This is a genomic window from Schnuerera sp. xch1 (assembly GCF_019931165.1).
GTDB lineage: Bacteria > Bacillota > Clostridia > Tissierellales > Tepidimicrobiaceae > JAIOUP01.
On record NZ_JAIOUP010000008.1, the window covers coordinates 25,786 to 38,360 of the forward strand.

The following is a 12,575-nucleotide window of genomic DNA, read 5'->3' on the forward strand; positions in this document are numbered from 1 at the left end:
TCTTAAAAATGCGTTTATTTAAAAGAATAAAAAGTTGATAAAATTTTAATAAGAAATAATACTATTCAACAAGGGGCAAATTCTTAAAATTGCTTCTTGTTTTTTGAAAAAAGTTATCACTTTTCAGCCCATTTTCACATTAGATGAAAAATAGGTATACAAGAAAGGAATAAAGCTGATATTCCCTAGATATAAAATGTCAGCAAGGTAATTATGTAAATTACTCTCTTCGACGGATAAATTATGATAGGATGAAGAAAGATATCCTGATGGAGGAGGTCCAATGGACATTAATACCGATAATATAATTGCTATAATTACCTCTGATTGTAAGTTATGTAAGAAAATTATGGATGGCAAATGAAATCAATAATCGTAGTACTCGAGATACTAAAAAGAGTATTATTTCCACTTGAATGGGTATAGAAGCAATTATTCATTGTTATTAACCGTAAAGCATTATATAACGTTTTCTGAAGTTCAGATGGAGTCCTAAACTTCACCTGAATTTAGAACCTTATTGATTTAGAGAAAGAAGGAGAACGAATGGATTTTCAACTGAAACGTTTATGGGTAAAACGAAATAAAAAGGATAAACAGATATGGGAAACATTGTTGTTACAGGCAGGTATTCGAGCTGAAAAAAATGTGGATTACACTGTGGGACTTTTTGATGAAGAAAAATTGATTGCCGTAGGTTCCCTTTCGAGAAATGTCTTGAAATGTATTGCAGTTTGTGAAAAATACACCGGAGGAGAGGCTATAAGTCAACTAATCTCTCACTTGATGAGTATGGTATTTGATAGTGGGGAGACTGCCTGTTATGTTTACACCAAGCCATGTGCCAAAAAATCTTTTATCCATCTAGGATTTAAGGAAATTGCCAGGGTTTCAAATGAATTGGTGTTTATGGAAAAAGCAGCGTTTGGGTTTCCACATTTTATAGAAAAGTTAGGAACCCAACGTAAAGACGGGAATTCTATTGCCGGTATTGTAATTAATGCTAACCCATTTACCAGAGGACACTTGCATTTAATTGAAACAGCTGCCAAAGAAAGTGATGTGGTTCATTTGTTTGTATTATCAGAAGATGCTTCAGTTTTTCCTGCCAAAGATAGATTGGAATTGGTAAAGGAGGGAGTAAGGCATTTAAAAAACATATTTGTGCACGAGACTGGAAATTATATGATTTCCAGTGCCACCTTTCCATCATATTTTTTAAAAGAAGAAAGCGATGTAATCAAGATACATGCTATGCTTGATGCAATCATTTTTAAAGAATGGATTGCTCCAGCTTTGAATATTACCCTTCGTTATGTGGGAGAAGAACCTTACTCTGAAGTCACCAATATTTACAACAGGACTATGGCGGAGATTTTTAATAATAATATCAAATTAGTTATTTTACCTAGAAAGACTGAACAAGGTGAAATTATTAGTGCATCAAGGGTTCGCTATTTGTTGTCTCAAAATGGATTAGATAAGATAAAAGCTCTTGTGCCAGAAACCACTTTTAAATATTTGCAATCCCCAAAGGGAAAAGCAATACAACAAAAAATAAAGAAGGAGTGAGATCTTTGAAAGCTTTAACAATTCAAAAACAAGCTATTGCTGGAACCATTGAATCATCCGATGTTCAGATTATCATTGATCAAAATCCAGGGAAGGGAATTGAAATCGAATTAAAAAGTAGCCTAGAAAAACAATATGGAAGAAGAATTCGTGAAGTGATTGAGGAAACATTGGCCAATTTGGGAGTTAAAGAGGCAAAATTAGTAGTGGAAGACAGGGGGGCACTAGATTGCACAATAAAGGCAAGAACAATTGCAGTAGTGCATCGTTCAGCAGGAATCACAGAAAACTATGATTGGGAGGGAATTGAAGCATGGAACGTTTAAGAAGAGCAATGATGTTTCTTCCAGCAAGTAATCCTGGAATGTTACGTGATGCATATATATATGGTGCCGATTCTATTATGTTTGATTTAGAAGACTCTGTCTCCTTAAAGGAAAAAGATACTTCCCGTTTTTTAGTCTATCAAGCGGTGAAAACCTTGGATTATGGAGACACAGAAACTGTTGTAAGAATAAATAGTCTGGATGCCGGAGGTAGAGATGACATTCAGGCTATGGTTAGAGCAGGAATAGATGTTATTCGTCTTCCAAAAACCGAAACTGCTCAGGATATTATTGAGATTGAAGAGATTATCGAAGAAGTAGAAAGACAATGTGGCAGGGAAGTAGGATCCACTAAAATGATGGCCGCTATTGAAAGTGCAGTAGGTGTATTAAACGCCGTTGACATTGCTAAGGCAAGTGATCGTTTAATCGGTATTGCTTTAGGGGCTGAGGATTATGTTACTAATTTGCATACAAAACGTTCACCAGAGGGACAAGAATTATACTTTGCAAGAAGCATGATCTTACATGCTGCAAGAGCTGCAGGTATCGCCGCTCTTGATACTGTTTATTCTGATGTGAATAATGAAGAAGGATTAAGGAAAGAAGTAGAAATTATCAAACAATTAGGCTTCGATGGGAAATCAGTCATCAACCCAAGACAAATTCCCATTGTAAATGATGTATTTACTCCAACTGAAGCAGAAATTGAAAACGCTAAGAATGTTATTCATGCCATTGAAGAGGCAAAAGCAAAGGGGTCCGGAGTAATTGCCTTAAATGGGAAAATGATTGATAAGCCCATTGTACAAAGAGCTAAAAGAGTATTAATGTTGGCGGAAGCAGCAAATTTATATAGGAAAGGAGAGGTATAGAAAATGGTGAGAAATAAAATCGGAAGAGAAATCCCAGAGCGATATGCAAAACAATACGGGGTTTTTGAAGGAGCTTGGGCTAGAAAACCTAATTATAAACGTGCAGCTGCAAAAGTATCAACTATTTATCCAGGAGAATCCAAGTTATTATCGTCAATTCGTGAAGCTATTGAAAAAACAGGTTTAAAGGATGGTATGACAATTTCCTTCCACCATCATTTCCGTGAAGGGGATTATGTGATGAATCTAGTTATGGATGAAATTGATAAGATGGGTGTTAAAAACCTATCTATTGCCCCAAGCTCAATTGCAAATATACATGAACCTTTAATTGACTACATTAAAAAGGGTGTTGTTACTAACATTACTTCCAGTGGGCTACGGGATAAGCTAGGATCAGAAATTTCTAAAGGGCTTATGGAAAATCCAGTAGTGATTCGTTCCCATGGTGGACGTGCACGAGCAATTGAATCTGGTGATATTCATATCGATGTGGCCTTTCTTGGTGCACCTAGTTCTGATGAATATGGTAATGCTAATGGATCCCACGGCAATGCAATTTGTGGTTCATTGGGATATGCCCGTATAGATGCTAAATATGCAGATAAAGTTGTTATTATCACTGATAACTTAGTTCCCTATCCGAATACTCCCATTAGTATTCCACAAACAGACGTTGATTATATTGTAGTGATAGATTCCATTGGAGATCCAAATGGAATTGCTAAAGGAGCAACTCGATTCACAAAAAACCCAAAAGAATTACTTATTGCAAAGTATGCTAACCAGGTTATAGTAAATTCTCCTTATTTTAAGGATGGATTTTCTTTCCAAACTGGATCGGGTGGTTCTGCATTAGCTGTGGCTCGTTATCTTAAAGAAGATATGATCAAAAAAAATGTAAAAGCAAGTTTTGCCCTAGGAGGAATTACCCAGCAAATGGTAGAACTACTAGACGAAGGATTAGTGGAAAAGTTGTTGGATGTTCAATCCTTTGACAGGGAAGCAGGCCAATCCATAAAAGAAAATGAAAATCATTACGAAATTGATGCTGCTATGTATGCTTCTCCTGCTTCAAAAAGTCCAGTGGTAAGTAAGTTGGATGTGGTTATTTTATCCGCCTTGGAATTGGACACAGATTTTAATGTCAATGTCATTGTAGGTTCTGACGGAATGATCAGAGGGGCTTCAGGAGGACATAGTGATACTGCAGCTGCTTCCAAAATGAGTATAATTGTTACCCCTCTTATCCGTGGTAGAATTTCCACTATTTTGGATAAAGTAAATACAGTTGTTACTCCGGGAGAAAGCGTGGATGTTGTAGTAACAGAGGTGGGTATATGTATCAACCCATTAAGACAAGATTTAATAGAACACTTTAAGGATTTACCAATACCACAATATACAATCCAAGAATTAAAAAATAAGGCATATGAAATAGCTGGAACACCTGACCCTATCGAATACGATGATAAAATTGTTGCATTGATTGAATATCGTGATGGTAGTTTAATTGATGTAGTAAGAAAAGTAAAGGAATAGCTAGATGACTATGAGGAATAACATGGAAAAGAAAAATATATTTTCTACTGGGACAGAACCTTCCTTAAGGGAAGTTCTTAAAACACGGGAAAATAGAGCAAGATTAGAACAAAGTCTGGTAAAAAGGTTTCTGTCCCCAGTTTTAGCCTTTAAACTGAATATTCCAGGACCAGTAAAAAATAATGATATTATCCGTCAAGTGTTCCAAAAAGGCTGCCAAGAAATTCAAGATGTCTTGAGCAAACATCAATGGTGGACTTTATATGAAAAATTATTGGACTTAAAAACAGGGCCAGAATATTTTTGTGTTGTAGATATAGAAGATGTAAAGATGTTAAAAATTGAAATGATTCAATTGGAAGAAAGCCCATTGGGGCGTTTATACGATATAGATATTCTTCACACAGGGAAAGATGGGATAACTTCAATTGAACGGATCGAATTAGGTTTTTCTCCAAGGAAATGTTTTATTTGTAAAAAAAATGCAAAGGAATGTGGAAGAAATCGCACACACAGTGTGCAAGAGATGCAACAAAAACTAGAAGAAATAATATTGAAAGATGGGAGTATGAAAGTTTGGTAACAAAGAAGTAAAGTTTATGGAACCTATTCTACGAGATGCACACCAAAGTTTGCTCGCAACTAGAATGTCAACTGAGAAGATGTTACCGCTATTTTGAAGGGGGTATTGATTTAGAAGAATAAATATAATTTTTATTTAATATGAATAATTTTGGCTTTTGGCAAGCACTAAAATCAAGCCTTATGAATAATATATATAAAAAGAGTCAATAATTTAAGTAAATAGTTGACAAGGGGTTGATTTTGTGTATTGTGATTTATGCCACAAGGATATGAAAGGTGGCGTTGATTTACTTGGAGCTAATATATGTGAGAATTGTTTCAAAGAAATATCAACTACCTCTGTATCTACTGAAAAGTACGATTATTATAAGGAAATGGTAAAGAAAATTTTAAAAAATTACATATATGAAAAATCTGTTTTTAACCCTGTAGAATAAATACAGGGTTAATTTTTTTCATATTGCGATATAATTAAAATAACTTAATAATTGAAAGGTGATATAAGATGAAGACCCCTATAATTGATTCATTAAAGATATTACAAAGGAAAAATGAGATATCATTTCACACTCCAGGACATAAGGGAAAAGATACTTTAATAGAATGGACAAAGTATATTCCAAATATAGATACTACTGAATTGCCAGGAATGGATAACCTCCATAATGCAACAGGAATCATCAAGGAAAGTCAACAATTAGCTGCAAAGACTTTTGGTGCATTAGAAACCATATATTCTGTTAATGGAACTACTGGAGGTATATATATAGCTTTAGCGGCGATAACCAATCCAGGCGATAAGATTTTAATTCAAAGAGATTCTCATAAATCCATGTACAATGCATCTATATTAAATAGGCTGGACATAGAATACATATATGCTAATTATAATGAAGCTCATCATATGTATACAGGTGTAAATCCAAAATCAATAGAATTAAAATTAAAGGAAGATCCAGATATTAAAGTTGTAGCCATAACCTATCCAAATTATTACGGAATCTGTTCTGATATAAAAAAAATAGCTGAAATAGTTCACAATTATGATAAAATATTATTAGTAGATGAAGCACACGGAAGTCATTTTGTTTTTTCAGATAAATTGCCTTTGTCTTCACTAGAAGTACATGCAGATATAACTATACAGAGTACTCACAAGACTTTACCCAGTTTTACTCAAACATCTATGATTCATGTAGGAACTCATAGGGTAAATATAGAAAAATTAAAAACAATGTCTTCTCTCTATCAAACCACAAGTCCTTCATATTTATTTATGGCCTCCTTAGAAGCAGCTAGGGCATATATGGAAGGAGAGGGAAAAGGACGATTGGATAGAAATATCGATATCATTAGCTATTTAACAGATACGTTACAACGTATTTATGGTGCGTATGTGTTTACAGGTGCTGAAGATGATAATACTATATATGACAAGGATATAACTAAGATATTATTTGGAATAAAAGGGATTACAGGAACAAATTTAAGCAGGATGTTGATGGAAGACTATAATATATATTTAGAAATGGCTGACTTTAACTATGCTTTAGCATTAGCCAGTTTAATGAATGAAAAATCTGATTTTGAAATGCTTATTAAAGCTGTAGAGAACATAGCAAAACATGGACCCAATAAAAGCTCGAGTTCTATAAACTTACATATGCCAATGTCAAGAATAGTATTACCGGTATATGAAGCTTTTTATTCTAACAAAAAAGCAGTAGCTTTAAAGGAAAGTATAGGAAGAGTATCCTCATCTTTTATAATACCCTATCCGCCAGGAATACCGCTTATTTGTCCAGGTGAGGAGATTACTGAAGAATTAGTGGATTATATTACTTTTTCATTGAGCAAAGGTATAGATATTATAGGGCTTATAGGCGATAATAAAGAAAAGATAGAAATAATAGAATAGGAAGGGAATGACTCAAATTTGAAAGGAATATTTATAGCATTAGAAGGGCCAGATGGTTCAGGAAAGAGTACTATAATAAAGCATATAACTAAATATTTAGAAGAGAAAAACATAGATGTTCTTGTTACTAGGGAGCCGGGCGGCACAAAAATAGGTGAAAGTATTAGAAAAATTTTGTTAGACAGTAAAAATAAGAATATGACACCAGAAACTGAGGCGTTGCTTCTCGCTGCAGCTAGAGGGCAGCATATGTATCAGAAGATATTACCAGCTGTTAAGTCCGGAAAGGTTGTCATATGTGAAAGATTTATACTATCTAGTTTAGCTTATCAAGGTATAGGAAGGGATTTAGGCATAGAAGAGGTTAGGATGATAAATGATTTTGCAATCAGGGGGATGAGACCTGATTTAACATTGTTTTTTCATGTAGATCCAGTAACTACTTTAAAGAGAAAGACGGGCGAAAAAGGAGGGGATAGGTTAGAAAGAGAGGGAATAGATTTTCATAAAAAGGTCTATAATGGATATGTAAAACTTTTAGAAATATACCATAAAGACATAAAGATAATAGATGCAACTAAAAGTAAGAAAGAAGTATTGGAACAGAGCATACGTCACATTGAGAATATTTTGAAAAGGGAGGGTTATAGATGAAACTTATAGTGGCTATAGTACAGGATCAGGATGCGGCTAGTTTAATAAATGATCTTACAGAAAATGAATATAGGGTTACAAAGCTGGCGTCAACTGGAGGATTTTTAAAAGCTGGGAATACAACTCTTTTAATTGGAGTAGAAGAAGAATTTATAGAAGATGTTTTAAAGATAATTGAGGATAACTGTAAGACTAGAGATATTACCACTTCATTATTGACAGTATCAATGCCAGGAGATGCTTATATACCTTACCCATTAGAGGTAAAAGTAGGAGGAGCCACCATATTTATATTAGATGTAGAGAAACATATCAAAATATAGATGGGAGGATGATTATGAAACTTATAATTGCTATAATTGAAGATGACTATTCACAAAAGGTTATTAAAAGCCTAATGGATGAGAAATATAGAACTACTAAATTATCTTCTACAGGTGGATTTTTAAAATCAGGTAATACTACTTTATTAATAGGAGTAGAAGATGATGATGTGGACAAGGTTGTAAAGTTAATACAAAAACAATGTAAAGAGAAAAATGTGAATAATGGAAAAGATAAGATAACAGTAGGTGGAGCAAATTTATTTATATTAAACATGCATGACTATAAGAGAATATAATTTAGGTGATTTGAATGAATTTTACTGAAGTAATAGGCCATGAGAAAGTAATACAAGCTTTACAAAGAGCCATAGAGCACGATCACATATTTCATTGTTACCTGTTTGAAGGAGAAGAATCAATAGGTAAAAGGTTAGTAGCTTTATCCTTTGCCAAAGCTCTTCTTTGCAAGAAAGAAGGAATTGACCCTTGTAATAGATGTAATTCATGTTTAAAATTTGACAATTGGAATCATCCAGATTTAGAGTTTGTTGAACCAGAAAAAGGATTCATTAAGAAGAAAAAGATTGACGAGTTAATCAAATCTATAAATATGGCGCCATTAGAGAGTAAAAGAAAAATAATAATAATAGATGATAGTGATAAAATGGGGGTGGAGGCACAGAATGCTTTATTAAAAACCTTGGAAGAACCTCCATCCTATATTAATATAATATTAATAACCTCCAATATGAACAACCTCATATCAACTATAGTATCTAGGTCTCAAGTGATTAAATTTTATCCTGTAAAGAATGAAAGAATCGTTAAGATTTTAATGGACAAATACAATAAAAATTTAGAAGAAGCTAGTTTTATTGCTCATTTTACAAAAGGAAGCGTAGGTAAATCAATTAATCTATCTCAATCTGAGGATTTTTTTACAAAAAGAGAAAAAATCATTGATATAATTTACAGTATATTAAAAGGAGATAGATTAAAGGTATTTGAGTCCCAAGAATTTTTTTCAAACAATAAGGATTTTGTAGATAAAATATTGGACATGATTCTTTATTGGTTTAGGGATTTGATTGTATATAAGGAGATTGGGGATTCAAACCTCATAATAAACAGAGATAAAATTCAATTATTGTCCAGCCAAACTTCTTTAGACATAGATAAGATTAATGATATAATAGATAATATAATAGAAACAAAACAAAGCATTGAAAGTAATGTTAACTTTCAACTTGCAATTGAAACCATGCTTTTAAATATGCAGGAGGTATAATATTTATGATAACAGTAGTAGGTGTAAGATTTAAAAAGGCGGGAAAGATATATTATTTTGATCCTGACGGTTTAGATATAGATAAAGATAATCATGTAGTAGTAGAAACGGCAAGAGGAATAGAGTTTGGTCATGTAATAGTAGGACCAAAACAGGTAACAGAAGAGGAAATTGTGCCACCTTTAAAAAAGGTACTTCGTATAGCTGTTGAAGAGGATTATATAATTCATCAAAGAAATAAAGAAAAAGCAAAAGAGGCTTTGGAAATCTGTGAAAAGAAGATAGATGAACATGGTTTAGAGATGAAATTAATAGATGTAGAATATACATTTGATAACAATAAAGTCATATTTTATTTTACAGCTGATGGAAGAGTGGACTTTAGAGAATTAGTTAGAGATCTGGCATCCATATTTAGAACTAGAATAGAACTAAGACAAATTGGGGTAAGAGATGAAGCAAAAATGGTAGGAGGGTTAGGCCCTTGTGGTAAACCGGCTTGTTGTTCTTCATTTCTTGGAGAGTTTGAACCTGTATCCATAAAGATGGCGAAAGATCAAAGCTTATCATTGAATCCAACTAAAATATCAGGACTTTGTGGTAGACTTATGTGTTGTTTGAAATTTGAACATGAAGTTTATGAGGAATCATTGTCTAAAATGCCATCCATAGGTAGTATAGTGATAACTCCCCATGGTAGAGGAATAATTGTAGATACGTTTACGCTTCCGCAAATGGTAAAGGTTAGGGTAAGGCAAGAAGATGACACTGAGGAACTATACAATCATAGGTTAGATGAGATAATAGTAACGCAAGAAAAGGATCCTAAATATGATAGCGTTACAACGGAAGATGAAATGCAAGAATAAATTCAAACCTAATAGTATTTTTCTCTTTTATTATTATCGATAATTTGATAAAATGGAGTAGGTAGTAAGACAAGCCTTTGGGGGGTGAAATAATTGGCATATAAGATTACTGATGAATGCATTGCATGTGGGGCATGTGAAGCTGAATGTCCTGTAGAAGCTATTAGTGCTGGAGACGATAAATATGTTATAGATCCAGAAAAATGTATTGATTGTGGCTCTTGCGCTAATGTATGTCCAGTAGATGCACCTCAACCAGAATAATAAAACTATACAGAAGAGACCCTAGTATTAGGGTCTTTTTTATAACGAATAAGTATAAAGGAGAATGAATATGAGTGATGGAATTCTCTATGTATGTCCTACGCCTATAGGAAACTTGGAGGATATAACTATTAGAGCTCTTAAGGTTTTAGAAGAGGTGGACCTAATAGCGGCAGAGGATACTAGGCATACTATAAAGTTATTGAATCATTATCAAATAAAAAAAACATTAATATCATATCATGAACACAATAAAAAGGTGAAGGGAGAGCAATTATTAGATAAACTTAAGTCAGGTAAGCAAATTGCTATTGTTACAGATGCAGGTATGCCGGGAATATCTGATCCAGGAGAGGATATAATCAAGTTATGTATTAAAAATGATATTAGAGTAATAGTTTTGCCTGGAGCCACTGCTTCTATAACCGCATTAGTAGGATCAGGATTGCCAACTGATAGATTTGTGTTTGAGGGGTTTCTCTCTTCTAAAAGTAAAGATAGAATAAAAGAATTAAAAAGACTAAAAAATGAAGAAAGGACAATAATCCTATATGAAGCTCCCCATAGGATAAAGGCTCTTTTAAGGGATATGTTCAAAGTCTTTGGAGATAGAAAAATATCTATATCTAGAGAATTGACTAAGATATACGAAGAAACCTTTAGGGGAACAATTCATGAGGCAAAAGAAAGGTTTGATAATGAAAAACCAAAGGGAGAATTTGTCTTAATAATAGAAGGTACAGAAATGGAACGAGAAGATATATATCAAAATATTAGTATTAAAGAACATATAAAAATATATTTGGATGAGGGTTTTACAAAAAAGGATGCTATAAAAAAGGTAGCAAAAGAAAGAAATATTTCTAAGAATTTAGTATATAAGGAAAGCATAGATATATAGATGAGCGTGATAAAACCCGTCGTATGACGGGTATTTGGACTATTCTATTAAATTATCCAGCTCTTCAAGACAAGATGGACATATATTTTTGTTTTTAAAAGTTGTTACATCTTTAGCTTGTCCACAAAATATACATGCAGGTTCATACTTTTTGAGGATAATATGTTCACCGTCTATGAATATTTCCAATGCATCCTTTTCATCAATATCCAAATTTCTTCTTAATTCGATAGGTATAACGACCCTCCCCAATCGGTCTACCTTTCTTACAATGCCTGTTGATTTCATACTCATTCCTCCTATTATATAAGTGATAAATCGACTTTTTTCTGCAATAAAAAGAATACCATAAATACCAAAAATAGTCAATGAAAATATTACGAAATGTTACAGAATTATTAACAAATATGAAATTTAATATTTTTGTATTCCATAAGGGGTGATACAAATGTATAGTATTGATGATGGATTGAAAGAAAATATAAAGCATATTAATAAGATTTTAATGAATAAATATAAGGATGTATTATCTTTAGATAGGGAATTTTCAAAAAAATATATTCAAGAAAATGTTGGACCAATAGTAAAACTTAACAAATTTACTATGGATGAATTATTTAATTTTACAAAATCAGGTGGTATATTAGGAATAGATGGTTCTAAAAATAGAATGGGTGGAGCTTATCCACATTTTATAGAAATATATCAGGGGTTAGCTAAATCGACACTTTATAAGGATAAGGCAATATATAAAACTGATTTCTATACTCCTCTTTATTTAGAAAATGAAGGAGTAAATCTTTTAGAAAATACTGTGGAAAAGGAAGAACAAATACGAAGTAAAAAACTTTCTTCAATAGAGGTAGAGGCTGCATTGGAAGGAATAAGGGAATTCAATCCTTATGCAGTAATGATGGATGGTTCTTTAATAAGATATGATATAGAGTGTTTCGATAAATGGATGGAATTGAGAAGAGAATGTGAGGAACGAGGTATAATTTTAGTTGGAGTCATAAAGGATATAAAGACATCCATAATAGGGGACTTGTTTATGAATGATACATCCTTACAAATAGAAGAGTGCTTTTATGACAGAGAATTATTATATGGTTTACTTGAATATGGAGAGATTATTAGAATTCAATCTGAAGTGACAAAGAAAAGCGAAGAAGGATTTGCATCTTTATTTATGAGAAGCTCTAATGCTCCAAGTGTAATAGGTATGGATATATTAGATAGCCAAAAAGATCATTTAGAAGAGATGGCAAGATTGGTGTTTACACTTACTCCAAAGGATAGTCGAGGAGTACCTCTATGGTTAGATATAGTAGATAGTGAAGTAAAAATTCCTGATAAAATGATAAGAGGATTATTAGAATCGTACTTGGATAGGAGTATACTGGAGATGTTTTTCATATCTGAAAGAGATAAAAGAACAATGTAGGAGGGATAATA

General features: G+C 32.9%; 16 protein-coding genes. 15 read left to right on the top strand and 1 reads right to left on the bottom strand.

The window, feature by feature from the left end; all coding sequences use genetic code 11:
- The first annotated feature begins 546 nt into the window (after nucleotides 1–546).
- The 14 genes from citC to rsmI all read left to right on the top strand — a co-directional run bounded on the left by citC (nucleotide 547) and on the right by rsmI (nucleotide 11,120).
- On the top strand, nucleotides 547–1,572 hold the full coding sequence (gene citC, locus K8M07_RS07220) for a [citrate (pro-3S)-lyase] ligase (RefSeq protein ID WP_223377237.1): 1,026 nt from the start codon (nucleotides 547–549) through the stop codon (nucleotides 1,570–1,572).
- A gap of 5 nt (nucleotides 1,573–1,577) precedes the next feature.
- Nucleotides 1,578–1,898, top strand: coding sequence for a citrate lyase acyl carrier protein (gene citD / locus K8M07_RS07225; protein ID WP_223377238.1), 321 nt, complete (start codon nucleotides 1,578–1,580; stop codon nucleotides 1,896–1,898).
- An 11-nt stretch (nucleotides 1,899–1,909) separates the two neighbouring features.
- Complete coding sequence (citE, locus tag K8M07_RS07230) at nucleotides 1,910–2,773, top strand: citrate (pro-3S)-lyase subunit beta (protein ID WP_263282489.1); 864 nt, start codon at nucleotides 1,910–1,912, stop codon at nucleotides 2,771–2,773.
- Between the two features lie 3 nt (nucleotides 2,774–2,776).
- Nucleotides 2,777–4,315 carry a citrate lyase subunit alpha gene (gene citF / locus K8M07_RS07235; protein WP_223377240.1) on the top strand — a complete coding sequence of 513 codons (1,539 nt, stop codon included), beginning with the start codon at nucleotides 2,777–2,779 and terminating at the stop codon, nucleotides 4,313–4,315.
- A gap of 22 nt (nucleotides 4,316–4,337) precedes the next feature.
- The gene (gene citX, locus K8M07_RS07240) at nucleotides 4,338–4,898 is read left to right on the top strand and encodes a citrate lyase holo-[acyl-carrier protein] synthase (RefSeq protein ID WP_223377241.1); all 561 of its coding nucleotides are present in this window, start codon (nucleotides 4,338–4,340) and stop codon (nucleotides 4,896–4,898) included.
- A gap of 244 nt (nucleotides 4,899–5,142) precedes the next feature.
- Nucleotides 5,143–5,337: a sigma factor G inhibitor Gin gene (locus tag K8M07_RS07245; RefSeq protein ID WP_223377242.1), complete on the top strand. Its 195-nt coding sequence runs from the start codon at nucleotides 5,143–5,145 to the stop codon at nucleotides 5,335–5,337.
- A gap of 68 nt (nucleotides 5,338–5,405) precedes the next feature.
- Complete coding sequence (locus K8M07_RS07250) at nucleotides 5,406–6,818, top strand: aminotransferase class I/II-fold pyridoxal phosphate-dependent enzyme (protein WP_223377243.1); 1,413 nt, start codon at nucleotides 5,406–5,408, stop codon at nucleotides 6,816–6,818.
- A gap of 18 nt (nucleotides 6,819–6,836) precedes the next feature.
- Entirely contained in the window at nucleotides 6,837–7,472 is a 636-nt protein-coding gene (gene tmk / locus K8M07_RS07255; protein WP_263282490.1) for a dTMP kinase, read from the top strand.
- Nucleotides 7,469–7,795, top strand: a complete 327-nt coding sequence (locus K8M07_RS07260; RefSeq protein ID WP_223377244.1) for a cyclic-di-AMP receptor — start codon at nucleotides 7,469–7,471, stop codon at nucleotides 7,793–7,795. Before tmk ends, K8M07_RS07260 begins: the two co-directional genes overlap by 4 nt.
- Before the next feature lie 14 nt (nucleotides 7,796–7,809).
- Nucleotides 7,810–8,094 (top strand): cyclic-di-AMP receptor, encoded by a 285-nt coding sequence (locus K8M07_RS07265; protein WP_223377245.1) that lies wholly within the window; start codon nucleotides 7,810–7,812, stop codon nucleotides 8,092–8,094.
- Between the two features lie 14 nt (nucleotides 8,095–8,108).
- On the top strand, nucleotides 8,109–9,086 hold the full coding sequence (holB, locus tag K8M07_RS07270; RefSeq protein WP_223377247.1) for a DNA polymerase III subunit delta': 978 nt from the start codon (nucleotides 8,109–8,111) through the stop codon (nucleotides 9,084–9,086).
- A gap of 5 nt (nucleotides 9,087–9,091) precedes the next feature.
- Nucleotides 9,092–9,955 (top strand): stage 0 sporulation family protein, encoded by an 864-nt coding sequence (locus K8M07_RS07275; RefSeq protein WP_223377249.1) that lies wholly within the window; start codon nucleotides 9,092–9,094, stop codon nucleotides 9,953–9,955.
- Between the two features lie 93 nt (nucleotides 9,956–10,048).
- Nucleotides 10,049–10,219 (top strand): DUF362 domain-containing protein, encoded by a 171-nt coding sequence (locus K8M07_RS07280; RefSeq protein WP_223377251.1) that lies wholly within the window; start codon nucleotides 10,049–10,051, stop codon nucleotides 10,217–10,219.
- A 70-nt stretch (nucleotides 10,220–10,289) separates the two neighbouring features.
- Nucleotides 10,290–11,120 (top strand): 16S rRNA (cytidine(1402)-2'-O)-methyltransferase, encoded by an 831-nt coding sequence (gene rsmI, locus K8M07_RS07285; protein ID WP_223377252.1) that lies wholly within the window; start codon nucleotides 10,290–10,292, stop codon nucleotides 11,118–11,120.
- A gap of 39 nt (nucleotides 11,121–11,159) precedes the next feature.
- Here rsmI and K8M07_RS07290 read toward each other — a convergent pair whose 3' ends face one another.
- Nucleotides 11,160–11,408 (bottom strand): AbrB/MazE/SpoVT family DNA-binding domain-containing protein, encoded by a 249-nt coding sequence (locus tag K8M07_RS07290; RefSeq protein ID WP_317845482.1) that lies wholly within the window; start codon nucleotides 11,406–11,408, stop codon nucleotides 11,160–11,162.
- Nucleotides 11,409–11,568: 160 nt separating this feature from the next.
- Between K8M07_RS07290 and K8M07_RS07295 the strand changes: the two genes are divergently transcribed.
- Complete coding sequence (locus tag K8M07_RS07295) at nucleotides 11,569–12,564, top strand: DNA double-strand break repair nuclease NurA (protein WP_223377256.1); 996 nt, start codon at nucleotides 11,569–11,571, stop codon at nucleotides 12,562–12,564.
- The last annotated feature ends 11 nt before the right edge of the window (nucleotides 12,565–12,575 follow it).

Excerpts from the sequence above, each read along its gene's own strand:
- K8M07_RS07250 (WP_223377243.1), top strand. The coding sequence starts at position 5,406 with ATGAAGACCCCTATAATTGATTCATTAAAGATATTACAAAGGAAAAAT.
- K8M07_RS07260 (WP_223377244.1), top strand. The coding sequence starts at position 7,469 with ATGAAACTTATAGTGGCTATAGTACAGGATCAGGATGCGGCTAGTTTA.
- K8M07_RS07265 (WP_223377245.1), top strand. The coding sequence starts at position 7,810 with ATGAAACTTATAATTGCTATAATTGAAGATGACTATTCACAAAAGGTT.
- holB (WP_223377247.1), top strand. The coding sequence starts at position 8,109 with ATGAATTTTACTGAAGTAATAGGCCATGAGAAAGTAATACAAGCTTTA.
- citE (WP_263282489.1), top strand. The coding sequence starts at position 1,910 with ATGTTTCTTCCAGCAAGTAATCCTGGAATGTTACGTGATGCATATATA.
- K8M07_RS07290 (WP_317845482.1), bottom strand. The coding sequence starts at position 11,408 with ATGAAATCAACAGGCATTGTAAGAAAGGTAGACCGATTGGGGAGGGTC.
- citF (WP_223377240.1), top strand. The coding sequence starts at position 2,777 with ATGGTGAGAAATAAAATCGGAAGAGAAATCCCAGAGCGATATGCAAAA.
- citC (WP_223377237.1), top strand. The coding sequence starts at position 547 with ATGGATTTTCAACTGAAACGTTTATGGGTAAAACGAAATAAAAAGGAT.
- citX (WP_223377241.1), top strand. The coding sequence starts at position 4,338 with ATGGAAAAGAAAAATATATTTTCTACTGGGACAGAACCTTCCTTAAGG.
- K8M07_RS07295 (WP_223377256.1), top strand. The coding sequence starts at position 11,569 with ATGTATAGTATTGATGATGGATTGAAAGAAAATATAAAGCATATTAAT.
- rsmI (WP_223377252.1), top strand. The coding sequence starts at position 10,290 with ATGAGTGATGGAATTCTCTATGTATGTCCTACGCCTATAGGAAACTTG.
- K8M07_RS07275 (WP_223377249.1), top strand. The coding sequence starts at position 9,092 with ATGATAACAGTAGTAGGTGTAAGATTTAAAAAGGCGGGAAAGATATAT.